The organism is Nostoc sp. CALU 1950 (assembly GCF_051172895.1).
Taxonomy (GTDB): Bacteria; Cyanobacteriota; Cyanobacteriia; order Cyanobacteriales; family Nostocaceae; genus Nostoc; species Nostoc edaphicum_A.
In genome coordinates this window covers 45960-64599 of the sequence record NZ_JBDNJQ010000024.1, presented here as the reverse complement: position 1 = coordinate 64599, position 18640 = coordinate 45960, and the positions used below count along the sequence as shown (strand labels likewise).

Sequence of the window (18640 nt, the reverse complement as noted above, 5' to 3'; positions counted from 1 at the left end):
TCGTAAATTGAGCCAATGTTGTTGAGGGTAGTGCCTTCACCTGAGCGATCGCCAACTTGTTTGCGAATGGTTAAAGCTTGCTGAAAGTACTCCAAGGCTTTGGGGTACTGTCCCAGACGGCGGTAAATAAAGCCAATGTTGTTGAGGCTACCGCCTTCACCAGAGCGATCGCCAATTTCTTTGCGAATGGCTAAAGCTTGCTGATAGTACTCCAAGGCTTTGGGGTACTGACTTAAACTGCTATAGGATATGCCAATATCGTTGAGGGTTCTAGCTTCTTCAGTGCGATCTTTTATTTCTCTACGAATTGCTAAAGATTGCTGATAAAATTCTATTGCTTGGGCAAATTTAGCTTGATAGTAGTAAACATCACCAGTACTGTAAAGTGTATTACCTTCACCTTTGCGGTTTTTAGCTTGTCGATATAAAGCTAAGGCTTGCTCAAATGCTTCTAATGCTGCTGGAAACTCTCTTTGCTTTAGCTTTTGTTTCCCCTCTGTTAGCAGTCTATCTGCCTCATCTTCCTGATTTTCAGCAGTTTGTGTCTGTGCTAAAGTCAGATTTGCGACAACTGCAACAGCTTTAAGTTCTCCTGTGACAGCAAACGACAAAAGCAGAGTTACAAGCATGACTCTCAAGCGTTCGACAGTACATAGAGGCATATTGATAATTTGTAGATATCAGCAAATTCTAGGAAAGAATACAAGACTTCGCTGATAATTTACGGAAAATTCATTAAATCAGGTTATTTAGTCATGCAACTCAATTGCAGAGCGATACAATTCAATTGCAGACCGATACAACTCAATTGCAGGGCGATACAACTCTATAATTTACCCATCAGATTCTAAAGCGATCGCAGTCTAAGAGGGTGTTTGAAAAGATTATGAATAACAACCGTCTGCTAAACATCCATCCAGGCAAAATCCTGCAATTAGAATTCTTAGAACCGTTGAACATCACACCTTATCGATTAAGCAAAGATATAGGTGTAACTCAAACACGAATTAGCAAAATTTTACAAGCAAAGCGTATTATTACAGCAGACAAAGCCTTGCGTCTATCGCGCTATTTTGGACTCGAATTTGCTCTCGTTCACTTTCAACTGTTCGGCGCTGGTTCTCCAAAGGGCGTAACTACCGCCGTCCCATGCCTTCCGATTTACGCCATCTTGCCCTGATGGATTTGCTGCTAGAAGGCTTTGAGGAGATTCCTGAAGGACTTTTAAACAAGCTTTGTTTAACTAACCAGAGTAAATAGGTATTAAAAGTCAACAAATTTCAATATCATTCTGACATTTTTTTACCAGCCACTCTCACAGTAGAGTGGTTTTTGTCTAGGAAATTTTGTGAGTAAGCTTTAACCACTCAAGTAATCGGCTAAATCACAAGTATTGTCAGGAGGTTTTGTGAGCTACATTGACAAACTTCATCCTTGGTGTGTCGTCCGTCATTTCCCCAGTATGCAACACCAAATTGTTGCTCGTTTTCGTCGTCGAAGCGATACAGAAGCCCATTCACAAGCACTGCGCCGACTTATGCCAAGTGCAATTTTTACAATTATATTTAATCTGGAAGTGGTGCAGTTAGACACAATCACTCTCTAGTTAAGACATTCTAGAAATTAAAATACTAGTATTTAATAATACTTCTGATACTTTGTCATCTCAGCAAATGTCATAAAACACCTTTGACACCAACCATCTGCCCACAATGCTGGAACCTTAAATCTTGCCCCACAGTTGGGACATTCTGAAAGCAAGCTTAACTTGTGGCGATGTCTGCGACGGGCTTCGCCTACGCATCCCAGTGTCACCTTCAACTGCCACTCAATTTTGTGACATGGTGACTCGGTATAACAAGTAGCACATAACCGAATAGGCTCCATTTTCATTCCCACCCCAGCAGGTGGTAACATCTGCACTAATCTATCGACATCAATCCCCACTACAACAGCCAATGCTTCCAACTGCTGCCGAGAAGGAGAGGGATTAAACCGAAACTTTTCCCATCGGGCGATCGCACCCCCAAGTTTTGTGGCTTTACCTAATCCAGTAGGTGTTAAATCATTTGCCCGTCGAAAACGCCCTAAAAAGTGACTCAAACTTTCTCCCTGTAAAGGTTCTATTTGAAACAGCCAAGGTTGAATTTCTACAACTTCCATTACTTGTACTCCGCCGTAACTTCCTTCAGCGTCTCCAAATCAACTTTATGTAATCCTTTCTTTAACGCCCGAATTGCTGATTCTCTTAAAATCATATCTAGCAAACCAATATAACCCCCCGTTGCCTCACCTAAAGTTTTTAGCATCGTCTTGCTGGAAAGATTAGAAGCAACTGGCAGTTTTAAAATTTGTTTTTCCCAAATCTCCACAGTTCGCTTAAAATCTTCACCAGAAAACTTACCAAACCGATGACAGGCACGAAAGCGGTTATAAACTTGCTCATCTCGCTTGATTACAGCGTCTAATCTGTCAGTACCCACCAAAATCACTGCAATTTCTAACTTGTCAAAAATATCTCGCACTTCAGCAAAAGTTTTGGGTTTCAAGCGGTCAGCTTCATCAATGATCAGCATCTCAACCCCGCAACCCTTAAGAACCCGAAATGTACGTTCTCTAATCTCAGCTACAGTACCCTTAGTCATCTGATACTTTAAATGCTTAAGAATCTCATTGAACAAATCCTTAGCACTACAATCAGACGGAATGTTTTCGAGAAAAGCAATAGGCACTAATGGTGGTTTTCCTACTTCTTGCTTGGGTTTATGCCGGAGTCTGTAGGCATCACAACCCATTGTTTTACCAGTTCTGGACTCTCCTACAATACGACCAGACTGACGTGCTTGACGCTTTCCTTCTAGCCAGTCATTAAGAATTTTAACTTGCTCCAAGAAGATACAAGTCTTCCGGTTCAATCTTTGAATTTCTGCTTGTAATTTTTCACCATTGACTGAAATTTCACCTAATTGTTGGGCAACTGCTTGAGCTTGTTTTGAAGTCATCTTTTACCACCCATAATCTTCACGCATTTGTTCGTAATCAAAGACCTCTAGCATTTGGTATTCTGGGTTACTATCAACCGATTCCACTTCAATTTCTTCTGGTTCAACTAGCAATGGTTGTTTAGCTTTTTGTACTACAGCCTGTTCCGCTTTTTGACGTTCCTTTTTGGTTTTCTTTTGGGTCAGGAAAGTTTCGCGATCGCGTACCTCTGCCAACATTGAGCGATTGCTAATCATCTTCCCTGCTTGCCGAATCTTACGACTACTAGCTTTAGCCTCATCCAAAGATAATTGCTCAGTCTCCAACTCCTGAGCAAATGCCCTAGCTAAAAACTCTTCTTTATTACCCTTTTGGCGGTAAACCAAAACAGTTGTAATGTCTTTGGGGTCATAGCGCAGTACAACGCTTTCACCTGCATAACCTGCCAAATTTTCTCCCCGATACGTCAGATTTTCAAATTGCAGATATCCACCTCTATAAATAGAGCGTCGAGTTTGCTTCATCAGGCAAATACGTAACTCCTCTTCTGAAATTACATTAGGAGAAGCAATTAACCCTGCTTCCCATCGTTGATAGCGAGTTTGATCGCCAAGACGCGCATCAGGACGCTGGTTATATTTATCCACGATGTAGCGTACAAACCTATGTTCCAACTCCCGTAAAGTCAGACAAGCCTCCTTCTCAGCTTGCTCTGGACGTTTCTGCACATTTGATCCTGTGTATCCCGGCAAAGTAGAAAAGAAGTCGGTATTAAAAGTGCCAAAAGGACGCTCAACAATACCACCTTCACTGGGGCGATTGCGTAAATGACAAACAAATCCCAATTGCACACCTATCTGTTGCAAATGGTTTGAGCGAAAATCTATACCGCCATCGGTATAAAAATGTTCTGGTTTACCATAGGTTCCCCATTCTTCATGGAGTCCATATTCTGACCCATACTGTTTTGGCAAAATTGCATGGCGCAGTGCTAATGCTAGTAGCTGAGAACTCGGAGCATCAAAGCCTAAGTTTATCCCTATGATGCAACGCGAGTAAGTATCAACAACTGTTGTCAGCCAAGGACGACCCAAAAGTTCACCATGCTGATCTACCAGCAATAGGTCTACACGAGTATGGTCACACTGCCAAATATGGTTGCTATATTCTACTGATAAGTCTTTGCCATCGCGCGTTTTAACTGATAATCGAGAACCATGCCAACCCCGATTTCTAATACTCGCTTTTTGCTCTTGCTCCTCAATAATTGGTTGTAGAACTCGATACACAGTCCGATAGCTGGGGTATTTTTCTTGTCCTAATTCACTCGCCCTTGCTTGTACTCTGATCGCAACTTGTTGGGGAGTAATTCGCTTACTACCTTTATTGCCTTCCTTATAAGTTTTGATGATGAACTGTTGCCAATCAGCGTCTATTCGATGTTTGCCTTTGTCAGCCCGTGCCGTAGTTTGAAGTGCAGCTAAACCTTCCTCTTCCCATTTTTTAACCAGTCGCCGTACCGTTCGCACAGACTTGCCTAGTTTGGCTGCAACCTCCCTTTGTCTTTCTCCATAGGTGATGCGATCGCATGGTTCTAGTAATTGCTGAATCATATCCAGCAAATGCCTATCATCTGCTGAGAGTTGCGTCACAATCTCATCCTTTTCTGCCTCTTGATCGCTATTGGTATGATCGTCCAGCATTTTAACATTATTGTTTAATACAAACGTAGTTGTATTGTACTATTTAAGGGACATTTATTTTGTCAATTTTTATAAAAATGTAGGCTCACAGCGTTTTTGAAGAAAGGACAAATATTTTGTCAAAATTCCAAAAGAGGACAGGTATTTTGGCAATAAGCCTCTAGTAGCCTATATCCAGGATAAAATAATAAAACCCTTACCTGATAAGGGTTTTAAGCTAAATATTTTTGAAGACACTAATTTTTCAAGTGGTCATTTAATTTGGCAATCGACAAATGGTGTCAGGGTTTTAGGTATTTAGAATGCTGTGACAATAATTTGTTAAATTGACAAAATAATTAGTTAATGTACACTAGTGACAATTTCGGCTTTAACAGGTTTTCATCCCCGTGAGGGGAAGTGATTGAAAAACCCTGCCTTTCTATAACCCTTGCTGTGACTGGTTTTGAAGGGGTCATTTTAGCGGGGGGTCTAATTTACCTGTCAATAAGCTTAAGTTATTGACAAAAGGTTAAAATCACACCCTCGTCAAACGCTTACACCGCATGATTTTCGCGGGGGTCAACGAAAGAATAAGGGTTTTAACAATCGCCATACCCCCGCGAAAAACTTACGTGTGCAAAGTCAAAATAAATACTTTTGCTTTCACTAGGAAAGTTGGTATCGAATTGTCAAGGTTCTGTTATTAATGGGCGCAAGCATAACATACTACTCTTGACTTTTCAAGTCGGCACTAATTCACCAGGACGCAATTTTGACCACTTACCTGTTTCCCGCTTAAAGCTCAGACAACCAACAACATCCCATTCCATTTCAATTACATCATCTTGAGTCCGAATGTTGACATTGATAGAAGGTTCATTCGGATCAAAATCTGGTGTTTCAGTCAAGTGAGGCTGTTGGTGCTGCCCTTCCACGGCATGATAGGTAACACAGCTGTCTACATAGTGGCAATTCACGCAAATACACATAATAGAACCAACTCCAGGGGCCTTTATTGTTAATCTAACTTAAGCCCAACTGTTATTCATGAGTTGCTGGGTTGATTTTTATTACAATGCATAAATCAATTCCTTCTACCCTCGCTCCCGAAAATTGGCCTTTCAGCTTGGAATTCCTGCCACAACCCGCTTACATGGTAGGTGGCGCTGTCCGAGATGCCATCCTTGGCAGAACTCGCGAATATCTGGATCTAGATTTTGTTATACCATCCAAGGCGGTAAAGGTAGCGAGAGCGATCGCTCATCATTACAAAGCTGGTTTTGTCTTGCTTGATGCAAAACGACAAATTGCCCGTGTGGTTTTTCCCCACGCTACAGCTGATTTTGCCCAACAGGAAGGAGATAGTTTAGAAGTTGATTTGCACAGACGGGACTTTACAGTAAATGCGATCGCTTATAATCCCCATACGCAAGAAATTATCGATCCTCTTCAAGGTTATGTAGACTTACAACAGGGCATTTTGCGAATGATATCACCCGCAAACTTAGAAGATGACCCTTTGCGGTTAATGCGAGGTTATCGCCAAGCCGCCCAACTAGGTTTTACTATTGAGCCAGCTACCCAAGCCGCAATTCGTTCTTTAGCATCACATCTCAGCAAAGTTGCAGCCGAACGATTTCGGGTAGAAATTGGCTATCTGCTGGCAAATTCTCAGGGTACTCCCTGGATTACAAGTGCTTGGGAAGATGGTTTACTTGCCCCTTTCTTCAAAAATGCCACTCGTGAAAGCTTAATCAAACTAGCAGCAGTTGACAATGCAGCGGCCTTACTCACTGAAAATTGGCAACAATTAGGGACACAACTGCAAGAGTATGTCCGCGATAGTATCAAAACTACTTGGTTAGGTATTGCCAAACTTGCTTGTCTTGTCAACCCAAATCCAGAATTAGCAGAAATAGAGCTACAGGAACTCACTTATAGTCGTGCCGAAATTCGGGGTGTAACTACTGTTCTGAAACTATTACCGCAGCTTCAAGTAGTCGAGATGTCTTTGCGAGAACAATACTTGTTGTTCCATAACGCAGATATTGTATTTCCTGCGATCGCAGTGCTAGGTGTAGCACTTGATAATTTGGTAGAGGCGATGTTTGGTGACAAGCCACTACATACAGCAAAGGGCTACCAAGTCTTAGCACCTTTGATTAACCGCTACCTCAACCCTGATGATCTGGTCGCTCATTCCACTCCACTAGTGAGCGGGAAAGAGTTGATTATAGCATTAGATATTCCAGCTTCACCAATTATCGGTCAACTGCTGACAGAAATAGCCGTAGCACAAGCCGAGGGGAAAGTTTCAACACCAACAGAAGCGATCGCTCTTGCACGTCAGTTACTTGATGGTTAAATATACTTAAGTAATTTCTAATTATGCAACAGAGGCGATGCCTGTGGTGGGTAAGACTAGTAAAACATTGTAAGTACATACATCATATATGCTACTATTTGCTTGATATTATGACCACCTTGCAATGTTTTCTCTAAAATTCAGTCCAGATGGATAACTCAATGAATCATACACCATCTAGTTCATTTCATACCCTAGTTAGTCACCTGAAGACATATCCGTACATTAGACATCTTGCAAAAGTGACAAATGCCAAGATGTCGGGGAAAGGTCAAAGGTTAAAGGGTAAGGGGAAATTCCATCCCTTTCCCCTTTACCCCTTCCCCTTTCCCCCACTTCTGCAAGAAGTCTATTTATTTAAGCACTTACCATGAAAAAAGACCTCTAGGTTTTCCTGATGGGTGGAGTCTTTATGCCTAGCCTTTTTTGGACAAGATTAACTGCTTATGAATGGACAACCTTTAATTTTGGTTGTAGAACAGAATCTACATGATTTAGAGCTGCTTAATTCTCATCTAGGAATATTAAATTTTTCATGCATTTGTACTAAACAAGGAGTGAGAGCTGTGATGTTGGCACAAACTCATCAACCAGATTTAATCATGCTAGATATGATGCTATCTAATTTGAGTGCCAAACGAGTCATAGATCACCTCAAACACGACTCAAAAACTGCTACTATCCCGATCATTGCAGTAACACCTCTAACAACGGCACAAGATGATGACTCCACGATGCTCACAGGATTTGATGATTGCATTACTAAACCATTCGATTTTCATCAATTAGAAGTGGTAATCAATCGCCATATCAGTCAGCTAAATTCTTTACATTTCCCTTGTTGGAATAGATTCGGCATTCCGAACATCAGGTAATTGATTTAAAACCACAATAATCCCAGTACGACCTGTTGCTAAATTTGTGTTTGTCATCAGGTCGAGTATAGGCTTACCAATAAGTTCTTCAATCAAACTTTTCAATTCTGATTTAATTATTTTTTCTAAATATAATCGTACTTGTTCAGCTAAAGTATCATAACCTCCCTTCAATAGAGTTTGTTCAACTTGAGTAACAGAGTCTTCTAGAGAAATTACAATTTCAGTATCAAAAAAATGGCAAATGATTTGGCTAGGAGGCTTACCTAACCTATCATGATATAATTTTATGATGCGCTGTGATATTTCTATTTCTAATTGTCCAATATTAGCTTGTACCATTAGTAGTTACGATGTAATATTTATCGTTGAAGTATCGGCGGCGAAGTATCCAAGATTATAGTAGATGATCGGGAAATAGTCTGAGAAAATTAATCAATCTTGTATATGAAATTGATATATTAACCTGATGTATTTGCTATGGATTTGTCTCTGAAAAATTCCCCAATTTGACGAAGGTGAAAGTTGTTAATCAATGATTCGGATAATGTTGGAATCACTACATTGTTCATCATTTACTTATAGTAATCAGCCTATTTTGTGCCAAATAAGCGATCGCCTGCATCCCCCAATCCAGGAATAATATAGCCATGTTCATCCAAATGGTCATCAATGGCAGCGGTATACAGCGGCACATCAGGATGTACATGACAAAAACGCTCTATACCTTCCGGCGCAGCGAGTAAGCAGACAAACTTAATTGATAAGGGATTAGTTGATTTCAGTCGTTCCACAGCTGCCACAGCTGAATTACCAGTAGCTAGCATTGGATCTACCACGAGCATATCTCGCTGCTCAACATCATGGGGAACTTTGAAATAATACTCAACAGGAATCAGGGTTTTCGGGTCACGGTATAAACCAATATGCCCCACCCGTGCTGATGGCATTAACTCCAACATCCCATCCAAAATTCCCTGTCCTGCCCGCATCACAGAAACTAGCACCAACTTTTTCTCAGGAGCAAGCATTGGCGCACTCATCGGGGCTAGTGGTGTTTTAATCTGTTCATATTTCAGTGGTAAATCCCGTGTGACTTCATAAGCCAACAATAGGCTAATTTCTTTAAGGAGAGTACGGAATTTTGTTGTACTAGTTTCAGCTTTACGCATCAGCGTTAGTTTATGCTGAATCAATGGATGTTCAATTAGTGTTACTTGGTTATGCATATTTTAGGCAAAACTGGTTGAAATAAGAATTTTAGAAATCGTGTTGCATAAGACTTGGACTTACTCTTAATAGATGGTATACCTGTAATGAGATCATGGGTTTGGTAATGCACCTTATATAGGAATCCGCTTTGATTTCTGAACGAATTTGCGTAGGCAGGCAATAGGCAATAGGCAATAGGCAACAGTCAAGAAGGCTTCTTAGTTGTACTGAGTTTTTTCAGAAATCAAATATGAGTCCTATATTTGACTGCATTTTGGGAATAGATTCTCCAAAACGTGCAGCTTTTAGAGTTGTGTATTACATGGCAAGTGCAAACAGCTTAATCAGAACATGGGCTGGGGGATAGAACCCCACATCGGGCAATCATACTACACCAATAGTCATATATCAGAATATTCTCTAAACTTAGCGATCGCTAAGTTTTTGTAGTCTAAAAAGGGCGACGGCTAATCTCGGCTGGAAAAACAAATTGTAAGCTACAAAACCATCTTCAAGAATTAATTAATTCTGTGAAAAAATTATGGCAGCTTTTTTGTATCCAGTCTATACGATAGCCACTTTGGGGTTGGCAATCTGGGGAATTAGTTTATTTCAACAATCACACAGAATTACCACAATTCTGCTGATTGTCGTCCTATCTGGAATGTTCTACGACAATTTGATTGTTTCAGTGGGTAGCCTAATTAATGAGGGCACTTTATTGAAATTACTTAACCGCCTGCGCTTTCTATTCCACAATTTATTTGTGCCATTATTAGTGGTGATCGCTGTCAACCTAGCATACATTGCAGGTGTAGCATGGGCGAATAATCCAATTGTATACAAAGGTTGCTGGGCGATCGCTATAGGGCTGATTGTACTTGGCTTGGTAACTGACTTTCGACAACTAGAGCTAATACCGACAACTTTTGCTGGCACATTGCGTTACAAACCTAAAAGTTGTAGTGTGCCAGTTTTGACAATTTTCACAGCCTTGCTGGTAGCTGTGATAGGGTTCTACATCTGGTGCCAAACACAATGGCTGTGGATGTTTATGGGAACGTTGATCATGCTCTTTGGAAATGTTTTGCCAAAGAGTATTTTTGGTCCTCTGATTGGTTCAGCGGTTGATTGCGTATTTATTCTGGCTATGTTGACAACGGAGTTAATAATGCCAAACTAATTCGTAATTTTTGGGGAAATACTTGGTGGTCTAAAACGAGTTAGTAATTACAGGAGTTTGCTTTTTAAGTAAGGTATAAAATGCAGGAATTGAAATCAGAGATAAAGAGTTTCTGAATACTGCCTTCTGCCTTAAAATACTGTGCCATCACTATCTATTTGGATAGGGGATGTACCAGCTATTCTGAGTTCAGCAGCAATTTTACGCCCTGCTGTCCAGGTTCCCCCTTGGAGGATTTTTACTAGTGGCAGTTCTTCGGGACTCATACCCAACTTTTCGCGGACTGTGGCGGCAATTTTATCTAAGAGAATTACGGTCAAAGCACGCCATTCAACTATAACTTCTGATGCTACTGAGTGGGATGAATGTAAAATATCTGGATGTTTTGCATTAATAAGTCCCAAATCAATACACAATCCCCCATTACGATATTCTGGTAATCCGGTGAGGACATCTAAACCAGTAATTACTAAACCGAGTTCCTGTAGTGGTTCTAATAAGGAGTATGTCAACCACTGTGATAATTTGTGAAATGGCACTAAACCATCATCCCTAACAGATGGATGTTGCCAAACATCTCCCAAATTTATCCCAGCAACTTCTAATCGGCTAGGCCAAATTTCACTCAGTCCTTCCAGAACGGCACTGAAAACAGTTGCAGTTGCTAACTGCCCGTTTTGAGATTTGCCCAAAAGATAATTTACCAAATTCCCTGGACGGGGATTTTCATTGCCAAATAAATTAGGTGAAGAGACTAAAACTTGACCTAATTTTTGTAATAATCTCAACCGTCCAGAAATTCCCACCAAAGGATTTTCTGTATTTACCTGAAACCCAGTTTTGAGTTCTGCTTCTGTGAATTCTTGTAATCTTTGAGCATCTATTTGAGGCAACCTATGACTTGAAAAAGCCCCTTCACAAAACATTCGGAAACTGGCTACAGCCAACCCTTCCGATCGCACCAAATTTAACCCGGTTTCCTGCTCATTATAGCTCCAATTATTCCCTGCACCCGCATCTAACAAGACACTGACGATTGCCAAATCAAACTTAGCAGCAGCTTTTTCCAGAGGCGTTAGTCCCGCTAACTGGCTATCTAACTGGGCTAAACGCGGTACACCCCCAACCTCAAAATGTCGCCAACGACTGTGAAACGGAATTTCGAGATCCGGATACTCGCAGCGCATGACCTCAGCTACATAATCTGCTACTTTTGTCAACTGCGTTAAATCGCAAGTAAAATAATGCGACTGTCCTTCAGTTACCAATGTAAACAATTGCCGACATCGTTCCCGAATTGCGACTGGGGAGCGAAGATATGCAATCAATTCTCGTTTGTCATTAGTCATTAGTAATTTGGTATTTGTTATTAACCAAAGTTTCTATAGTAAACTAATGTTAGCCTAAGAATAACCTGTAAAACCAACTTAATTTATGACAATAAACATTAATATTGAACTTCCAAATGATGTTTTTTCAGCACTCCGTAGTAACCCAGAAACCTTTGTTCAAGAAATGCGTTTAGCAGCTGCTGTCAAATGGTATGAAGTCGGTATGGTTTCCCAATCTAAGGGTTCTGAAATCGCAGGAGTCAGTCGTCACCAATTTCTAGAAGCACTCAATCGTTATAATGTTTCACCTTTCCAGGTGACTCCAGAAGAATTAGCAGAGGAGTTAGGACGTGACTAGACGATGGGTTGTGAACGCTTCTCCATTGATTGTACTGACTAAGATTAATCAGGTTCATCTGCTTTTTGAACTTTGTGATGAAGTTATTATTCCTAGTGGTGTGGTTCGGGAAATCTCCGTTGCACCGGATGATGATCCTGCAAAGCTCTGGATTTTGAATGAAGGATCTAGCTATGTTCGAGATGTAGAACAAATTGATTCAATGATTGCAGCGTGGGATCTTGGTTTAGGAGAAAGTCAAGTTCTTACCTGGATACATAACAACCTAGGGTATGAAGCAATTTTGGATGATCGGGCGGCAAAAATCGCCGCACTTGCTTTAGGGATGCTTACCAGGGGAACTTTAGGTGTGATTTTACTAGCAAAACAAGAAGGTAAGATAGAAGCTGCTAAACCGATTTTTGCACAACTGATTCAGATTGGATTCAGAGTTAGTACACAAGTTTTGGAGTCAGCACTTGGACTTGTTGGTGAATAGTGCGATCTCGTAGCTTACCGCAAATATCGCTCTCATCAATCACATCCTGAAAGTGAGATCGCACTACTTCATTCATCAGGCTAAACCTTTCTTTTGCTGCCACATTGCGATCGTGCCATTCTCATAACCACTTACTAAAACTTCTCCATTACCATTGAGATTAAGGGGAATAATCATCCCCTCTATCCCCTACTCTACCAAGCCTCGTCCCTTCACCTCAGCCAAACCACCTGTATCTAGTACATCCCCTGTCGTGTAATATCCAGCAGCTTTTTTAGCCTCCATTTCTACCCGTGCATCTTGGGGAATCAAATCCTCTGGGATGGGTATTCTTTCCAAAATCTCAATTCCCGCCTGAATGATGGCGTTGTACTTCATATTACTCATCGACACCATCCGATCAATGCGAGTAATGCCCAACCAATGCAATACATCCGGCATTAATTCTTGAAACCGCATATCTTCGACTCCGGCGACACATTCTGTACGGGCAAAGTAGGCATCAGCGCGATCGCCTCCTTCTTGACGCTTCCGGGCATTGTAAACTAAGAATTTCGTCACCTCTCCTAAAGCGCGGCCTTCTTTGCGGCAATAGACAATTATGCCCACACCGCCTTCCTGCGCCGTTTGGACACACACTTCAATCCCATGTGCCAGATAGGGGCGACAGGTGCAAATATCTGAGCCAAACACGTCAGAACCGTTGCATTCATCATGAACCCGCACAGCTACCGGTTTATTGGGATCAGCGATCGCAGCCAAATCACCGATAATATACACCGTCACGCCCCCAATTGGCGGCAAAAATACCTCCAAATCCGATCGCGTCACCAATTCTGGAAACATCCCGCCAGTTTGTTCAAATAAAGCGCGACGCAACTGTGATTCGGCAATGCCAAAACGCTTGGCAATTCCTGGTAAATACCAAACAGGTTCAACTGCGGCTTTGGTGACAACCAAATCACCACCTGGTTTCATAATCTTGCCATCTACCTGCAAACGACCTTTGTCTATGGCATCTTGCAATTCTGGCATATTGATGTGAGCTTGAGTAATTGCGATCGTGGGACGAATATCATATCCCTGTTGGCAATAGGATGCGAACACTTCAGATGCGATCGCCCCGTAAGGGTCGAGAGATACTATCTTATCAGGGTCAGCCCAACTAGGATGAGGCCCAATATGCTCCACCGGGGATGTATTTGTCAGATCCGCCCGATGATCAGACTGCAAAGCACCGCTAGCCACAGCTAGAGCACGATAAATCGCATAACTGCCAGAGTGAGTGCCAATCACGTTGCGATGTGCTTGCTTAGTTAGCGTAGCAATAATCGGCCCGCGTTCCTTATGGTTGGCTGCTCCCCATTTAATGGGGATTGGTTTAGGGCCAAAGCTACTAGGATGAGAAGTAAGAACAATATGCCTGGAAACGTCGTTTTGCTTTGGCATAGTCATTATTTTTTAGGGATGTTTTTATCAGCTATTACTCACTAGGGATCTGTCAACTACCTCTAGTAAGTTTTTCTTTTTATGACTCTAAATGTCTAGTGTGGTATTAGTCGTATTGCTGAATCCAATAAATAACACAGAAAATTCATAATTAGCAATTAATCAGCGCAAATTTAAAGATGACTTTAAAAATGAATTAATAGATATATTTTGTGAGAAAGTTAATACAAAGGTATATTCACTGATCTCAAATTCATGGATTCTTTATTTATCAATTCCTTACTTGAAGAGTTGAAAAACCCCGATGCCACAGTCCGGGACAAGGCAACCAGAAAAATCTGGCGGATCTGGTTTCAGCAAAAGGGAATCTATGGGCTGGAAATAATTGACCGCAGTCAAAAGTTACTGGATGCAGGTGAAATTGCTGAAGCCGAAACAGCACTGACAGCACTTATAAAAGATCAGCCAGATTTTGCCGAAGCTTGGAATCGCCGGGCTTTCCTTTATTACAGTATTGGTGATTACCAAAAATCTCTGGCAGATTGTCAGATGGTTGTGCAGATAAATCCAATACATTTTGGGGCACTTCACGGTATGGGCTTATGCTATGCGGCACTAGGACAGTATGGACAAGCGATCCGAGCTTTTCAACGTGCTTTAGAAATTCAGCCCTATTCGCTAGTGAATCAAAAGTTGATTCTAGAATGTACATTTAGATTCAGCTACAACGGGAGATAGGAGAGAGCATCATACTGTTTTATGAATCCGTCATCACCCTCATCAAGAGCAATTCATCGCCTTAATCGCCGCAATTTTATTCAATACAGTTCTGTCTGGATTGGTAGCAGCATTCTTGCTGCTTGTACTAACAGCAACCAACCGTCAACTAGCAATTCTCGGTTAGATAAAGTTACCTTTGGTACAAACTGGATAGCACAAGCAGAACACGGCGGATTTTACCAGGCGATAGCCACTGATATTTACAAAGACTACGGTTTAGATGTAACCATCAAAATGGGTGGGCCGCAGGTTCCTAGTGGTACTCAATTGTTGATGGGGGATGCGGTAGATTTCTTTACGGGTTATGGCATGGATGCCGTAAATGCCATAGCACAAGATATTCCCAAAATCACAGTCGCAGCAATTTTCCAGAAAGACCCTTGGTGTCTCATTGCACATCCCAACCCAGCAATTAAAACCCTTGCCGACCTTAAAAGCAAACCAATTTATGTTTCTACTTCTGCTAACATTACCTAGTGCCTTTTACTCGAAGCAAAGTATGGTTTTGCCGAAGATCAAAAACGCCCCTACAACTTTAATTCTTGCAACTATTTTATGCTTAAAAAAGAAAATTTACCCTTGACACCGTTTGGTTCCATCTTGAGTTGTGCAACGTAAAACTCTTTTTGAATTACATCACCTACTGGTGTAAAAGCAATTTCACCGAGAGGAGTTTGAAACTTTTTTGTTAGTAACTCCTTATTCAATGCTGTACGCAATTGTGGCAATTTCAATTTATTAATGTTGCTTTTTTTATCTAAAGATTGAAGCGCTTCTACATATACCTGTAAAGCAGTAAAAGCTTGAGCACTTACTTGGGGTGGTTCTCTCTGATATTGTTCAAGGTAGGCTTTGCGAAATGCAGTGTTAATTTCACTGGTATATATAGGACTATAAGCTTGAGCCACAATCACGCCATCACAAAGCGCTCTGCACACAGAAAAGATATGGGATGTGTTAAAACCATTGCCACCAACAATTATTCCTTTATAACCAAGTTCTCGTAATTGTTTAACTAAATTACCTCCATCTACAGCCAACCCGGATATAATCACTAAATCTGGTTTTAAATTAATAGCATCGCTGGCTTGAGCTTGAAAGTCGGTATCTGTAGTTTGAAACTTTTGGACTGTGACTAAATCCAATCCTAAATTTGTAACTGTTTTCTGAAATATTTCTGTTTCCGACTTATTGAAAGCATCATTTTGAGCGTAGAATACAGCTACTCTTTTGATTTGAGGATTTTGTTTGAGCGCAGCTTTCACCGAATAAGGAGCGACAACAGCAACAGATGAAGAAACACGAGCCACATAATCACCAATTTCGGGAATACCTTTAGCAGTATTTGATGCTCCAATAACTGGGACTTGATTGCGTTCTGCTAGGGGATTAGCGCTAAAAGCTTGTTGTGATAGGGTAGGGCCAACAATGCCAACAACTTTATCTTTACTAATTAAAGTTTGAAAAGCATTAATGGCTCCAACTTCATCGCCACCAGTATCTTGATAGACTAATTTAATTGGTCTACCATTGATACCTCCTTTGTTATTAAAATATTTCTCAGCAATTTTTACTCCATCTGTTCCCTCTTGACCAAGTAATGCTACATTGCTTGTTTGTGCAAAGGCGATACCAATAGGAATAGCATTAGCTACATCTGTTGTCGCTGTTGGATTATTTGCATCATTACTGCCACTTCTAGCACAAGCTACCAGCAGCATAGAACATGTAAATAGTAAAGCAGTTTGATGTGTGAGCGCTTTTTTCATAGATGCGTGACCATGATGTTTGTTAGAATAATACTGGATTGTAGTTTATTACATCCAATAGTAATATCGCTGGATTTTAATATTTAACTATAATTTTATATGCTATTTCTCCGTCGCACTCAATCAGAAAAAACACTAAAGAAGTTTTTTTATGCTGACGTTTGGGCATCAATTATAGTTGGGATGACAGCATTATTCTTATGGAATATATTTGTGCTGATAACACATCTACCTGCTTATATCCTTCCCAGCCCTTTATTAGTATTTAAAACTTTAATTACTGATTGGAATGAGCTTTCCCATCACTATTAATTACACTACCAATCACAGTCTTTGCTTTTCTTGCTGCGGCTATTTCTGGTTTACTTATGGCGCATTTTGTTCACCCAAAGTAAATGGATTGAACGCAGGTTATTTCCCTATGCAGTCATTTTACAAACAACTCCCATATTTGCGATCGCACCCTTAATAATTCTCTGGCTAAAAAATAACACCTTCGCCGCTTTAGTAGTTTGTGCCTGGATTGTCGCCTTTTTCCCCATCGTATCTAACACTACACTCAGACTCAACAGCCTTGACCGGAATCTGCTCAACCTATTTCAACTTTAGTGCCCTATCTGACTTTATATTAAGTAAGTGGCATGAATAGTGCTGTGAAACATGAGAATTAAGATTTTACAACCCAGAGAGAGGAGCGCAGAGAATAAACTCCTCAGCGAACCTTGACGTTCCTCTGCGTTAAAAAAAGGATATAAGCTATGACAATAAAATTGGATGCCCTGATTAATTCTCTAGAAGGGATAGAAACCATCACCGATTCCGCCCAAGTCGCAAAATTATCCCAGGATTACCACACCTTTAGTCCAGTGCTAGTGCCGAAACTAGAGGGAAAAGTGGGGGATATCGTAGTGCGTCCCGCCAATGAAGCAGAGGTTTTAAAAGTCGCAGCCGCCTGCGCGAAACACCGTGTACCTGTAACTGTGCGGGGTGCGGGAACTGGGAATTATGGGCAATGTGTACCGTTGCATGGTGGCGTAATTTTAGACATGACGCGGATGCAAGAGATTCCTTGGGTAAAACCGGGGGTGGCGCGGGTAGAAGCTGGGGTGAAGTTGGCGGCTTTGGATAAAAAAACCAGAGAAATCGGCTGGGAAATCCGTATGGCCCCCTCCACGTACCGCACAGCGACAATTGGCGGGTTTATTGCTGGGGGAAGTGGGGGCATTGGCTCGATCCAATATGGGTTACTAGGCGATCGCGGTAATATCTTAGCATTGCGAGTAATAACTGTAGAAGATGAACCCCGTGCGATCGAATTACGCGGCGACGATGTGCAAAAGGTGAATCATGCTTGGGGAATTAACGGCATCATCACCGAAGTCGAAATCCCCTTAGCACCAGCTTATCCTTGGGCAGAAGTCATTGTGACATTTGACGAGTTTATGACAGCCGCAAAGTTTGGTCAGGCTCTTGGTAATGCTGATGGCATGATTAAAAAGTTGATTTCTGTCTTTGCATCTCAAATTCCCCAATATTTTCACGCCCTAAAAGAGTACATTCCTGAAGGGACTCACCCAGTATTTTTGATAATTTCCGAACCGAGTTTGGAATTTTTACCAGGTTTGGTGCAGCAATATGGCGGCAAAATCACATATAAAAAACCAGCCGAAGAAGCAGCCAAAGGTATACATTTAGCAGAATTTACTTGGAACCACACTACCTTACACGCTCGGAGTGTAGATACTGCAATTACCTACTTACAAAGTATGTTTCCTAGCGATCGCAGTTTAAAACTAGTAGAGCAGATGTATCATCACTTCGGCGATGAAGTCATGATGCATTTGGAATTTTTTCGGGTAAACGGTGCCGTAGTTCCTGGTGCTTTGCAACTTGTGCGCTACACCACCGAAGAACGCCTCAATGAAATTATCCACTATCACGAAGAACAGGGTGTGAGTATTGCCAATCCCCACACGTATATTATTGAAGAGGGAGGCAGAAAAGTAATTGCTCCTGAGCAATTAAAATTTAAAGAAATAGTTGATCCTTATGGGTTGATGAACCCCGGTAAAAGCAAGGTTCTTCAATTCAAAGTTCAAAATTAACGCCATCTGCAACTTTTACTCAAACCCAACCCCCTTTTATACTAGGGAATAGAAGTGAGGCTAAAATA

21 protein-coding genes are annotated in these 18640 nt (G+C 41.2%); 11 read left to right on the top strand and 10 right to left on the bottom strand.

Annotation, left to right across the window (positions count from 1 at the left end):
* Positions 1–662 (bottom strand): tetratricopeptide repeat protein (locus ABF638_RS09695; RefSeq protein ID WP_435022336.1); only part of this gene is annotated, 662 nt, incomplete at its 3' end.
* Between the two features lie 224 nt (positions 663–886).
* On the opposite strand from ABF638_RS09695, the gene ABF638_RS09690 reads away from it, so the two are divergent.
* Both ABF638_RS09690 and ABF638_RS09685 read left to right on the top strand, forming a co-directional pair.
* On the top strand, positions 887–1180 hold the full coding sequence (locus ABF638_RS09690) for a HigA family addiction module antitoxin (RefSeq protein ID WP_435022334.1): 294 nt from the start codon (positions 887–889) through the stop codon (positions 1178–1180).
* Between the two features lie 228 nt (positions 1181–1408).
* On the top strand, positions 1409–1606 hold the full coding sequence (locus ABF638_RS09685; protein ID WP_435022332.1) for a hypothetical protein: 198 nt from the start codon (positions 1409–1411) through the stop codon (positions 1604–1606).
* 32 nt (positions 1607–1638) lie between these two features.
* Here ABF638_RS09685 and ABF638_RS09680 read toward each other — a convergent pair whose 3' ends face one another.
* The 4 genes from ABF638_RS09680 to ABF638_RS09665 all read right to left on the bottom strand — a co-directional run bounded on the left by ABF638_RS09680 (position 1639) and on the right by ABF638_RS09665 (position 5656).
* The gene (locus tag ABF638_RS09680; RefSeq protein ID WP_435022330.1) at positions 1639–2163 is read right to left on the bottom strand and encodes a TniQ family protein; all 525 of its coding nucleotides are present in this window, start codon (positions 2161–2163) and stop codon (positions 1639–1641) included.
* Entirely contained in the window at positions 2163–3002 is an 840-nt protein-coding gene (locus tag ABF638_RS09675) for a TniB family NTP-binding protein (RefSeq protein WP_435022328.1), read from the bottom strand. The genes ABF638_RS09680 and ABF638_RS09675 overlap by 1 nt, the downstream gene beginning before the upstream one ends.
* A gap of 3 nt (positions 3003–3005) precedes the next feature.
* A complete protein-coding gene (locus ABF638_RS09670; RefSeq protein WP_435022326.1) occupies positions 3006–4685 on the bottom strand; it encodes a Mu transposase C-terminal domain-containing protein in 1680 nt (559 codons plus the stop codon).
* A 722-nt stretch (positions 4686–5407) separates the two neighbouring features.
* A complete protein-coding gene (locus tag ABF638_RS09665; RefSeq protein WP_069074638.1) occupies positions 5408–5656 on the bottom strand; it encodes a Ycf34 family protein in 249 nt (82 codons plus the stop codon).
* Between the two features lie 86 nt (positions 5657–5742).
* Between ABF638_RS09665 and ABF638_RS09660 the strand changes: the two genes are divergently transcribed.
* Together ABF638_RS09660 and ABF638_RS09655 are read left to right on the top strand one after the other, a co-directional pair.
* Entirely contained in the window at positions 5743–7032 is a 1290-nt protein-coding gene (locus ABF638_RS09660; protein ID WP_435022324.1) for a CCA tRNA nucleotidyltransferase, read from the top strand.
* Between the two features lie 446 nt (positions 7033–7478).
* Positions 7479–7907 (top strand): response regulator, encoded by a 429-nt coding sequence (locus tag ABF638_RS09655; protein ID WP_435022322.1) that lies wholly within the window; start codon positions 7479–7481, stop codon positions 7905–7907.
* Here the strand turns inward: ABF638_RS09655 and ABF638_RS09650 are convergent.
* Complete coding sequence (locus ABF638_RS09650) at positions 7860–8249, bottom strand: DUF2294 domain-containing protein (RefSeq protein ID WP_435022320.1); 390 nt, start codon at positions 8247–8249, stop codon at positions 7860–7862. The two genes, ABF638_RS09655 and ABF638_RS09650, sit on opposite strands and share 48 nt — an antisense overlap.
* A gap of 251 nt (positions 8250–8500) precedes the next feature.
* Positions 8501–9136: a uracil phosphoribosyltransferase gene (gene upp / locus ABF638_RS09645; RefSeq protein ID WP_069074642.1), complete on the bottom strand. Its 636-nt coding sequence runs from the start codon at positions 9134–9136 to the stop codon at positions 8501–8503.
* A gap of 524 nt (positions 9137–9660) precedes the next feature.
* On the opposite strand from upp, the gene ABF638_RS09640 reads away from it, so the two are divergent.
* Positions 9661–10302, top strand: a complete 642-nt coding sequence (locus ABF638_RS09640) for a hypothetical protein (protein ID WP_435022318.1) — start codon at positions 9661–9663, stop codon at positions 10300–10302.
* Positions 10303–10433: 131 nt separating this feature from the next.
* Here ABF638_RS09640 and ABF638_RS09635 read toward each other — a convergent pair whose 3' ends face one another.
* Positions 10434–11651 (bottom strand): URC4/urg3 family protein, encoded by a 1218-nt coding sequence (locus ABF638_RS09635; RefSeq protein ID WP_435022316.1) that lies wholly within the window; start codon positions 11649–11651, stop codon positions 10434–10436.
* Between the two features lie 85 nt (positions 11652–11736).
* Here ABF638_RS09635 and ABF638_RS09630 point away from each other — a divergent pair, with 85 nt between their 5' ends.
* Together ABF638_RS09630 and ABF638_RS09625 are read left to right on the top strand one after the other, a co-directional pair.
* Positions 11737–11991, top strand: a complete 255-nt coding sequence (locus ABF638_RS09630) for a UPF0175 family protein (RefSeq protein WP_435022314.1) — start codon at positions 11737–11739, stop codon at positions 11989–11991.
* The gene (locus ABF638_RS09625) at positions 11984–12469 is read left to right on the top strand and encodes a DUF3368 domain-containing protein (RefSeq protein ID WP_435022312.1); all 486 of its coding nucleotides are present in this window, start codon (positions 11984–11986) and stop codon (positions 12467–12469) included. Before ABF638_RS09630 ends, ABF638_RS09625 begins: the two co-directional genes overlap by 8 nt.
* A gap of 189 nt (positions 12470–12658) precedes the next feature.
* Here ABF638_RS09625 and ABF638_RS09620 read toward each other — a convergent pair whose 3' ends face one another.
* Positions 12659–13918 carry a GTP cyclohydrolase II gene (locus ABF638_RS09620; protein ID WP_435022310.1) on the bottom strand — a complete coding sequence of 420 codons (1260 nt, stop codon included), beginning with the start codon at positions 13916–13918 and terminating at the stop codon, positions 12659–12661.
* 255 nt (positions 13919–14173) lie between these two features.
* On the opposite strand from ABF638_RS09620, the gene ABF638_RS09615 reads away from it, so the two are divergent.
* The gene (locus ABF638_RS09615; RefSeq protein WP_435022308.1) at positions 14174–14656 is read left to right on the top strand and encodes a tetratricopeptide repeat protein; all 483 of its coding nucleotides are present in this window, start codon (positions 14174–14176) and stop codon (positions 14654–14656) included.
* A 21-nt stretch (positions 14657–14677) separates the two neighbouring features.
* Complete coding sequence (locus ABF638_RS09610) at positions 14678–15175, top strand: ABC transporter substrate-binding protein (RefSeq protein ID WP_435022306.1); 498 nt, start codon at positions 14678–14680, stop codon at positions 15173–15175.
* A gap of 71 nt (positions 15176–15246) precedes the next feature.
* Here ABF638_RS09610 and ABF638_RS09605 read toward each other — a convergent pair whose 3' ends face one another.
* A complete protein-coding gene (locus ABF638_RS09605; protein WP_435022304.1) occupies positions 15247–16467 on the bottom strand; it encodes an ABC transporter substrate-binding protein in 1221 nt (406 codons plus the stop codon).
* A gap of 333 nt (positions 16468–16800) precedes the next feature.
* Between ABF638_RS09605 and ABF638_RS09600 the strand changes: the two genes are divergently transcribed.
* Positions 16801–17076: an ABC transporter permease subunit gene (locus tag ABF638_RS09600; protein ID WP_435022302.1), complete on the top strand. Its 276-nt coding sequence runs from the start codon at positions 16801–16803 to the stop codon at positions 17074–17076.
* Positions 17077–17225: 149 nt separating this feature from the next.
* Positions 17226–18572 carry an FAD-binding oxidoreductase gene (locus ABF638_RS09595; protein ID WP_435022300.1) on the top strand — a complete coding sequence of 449 codons (1347 nt, stop codon included), beginning with the start codon at positions 17226–17228 and terminating at the stop codon, positions 18570–18572.
* Positions 18573–18640: the final 68 nt, after the last annotated feature.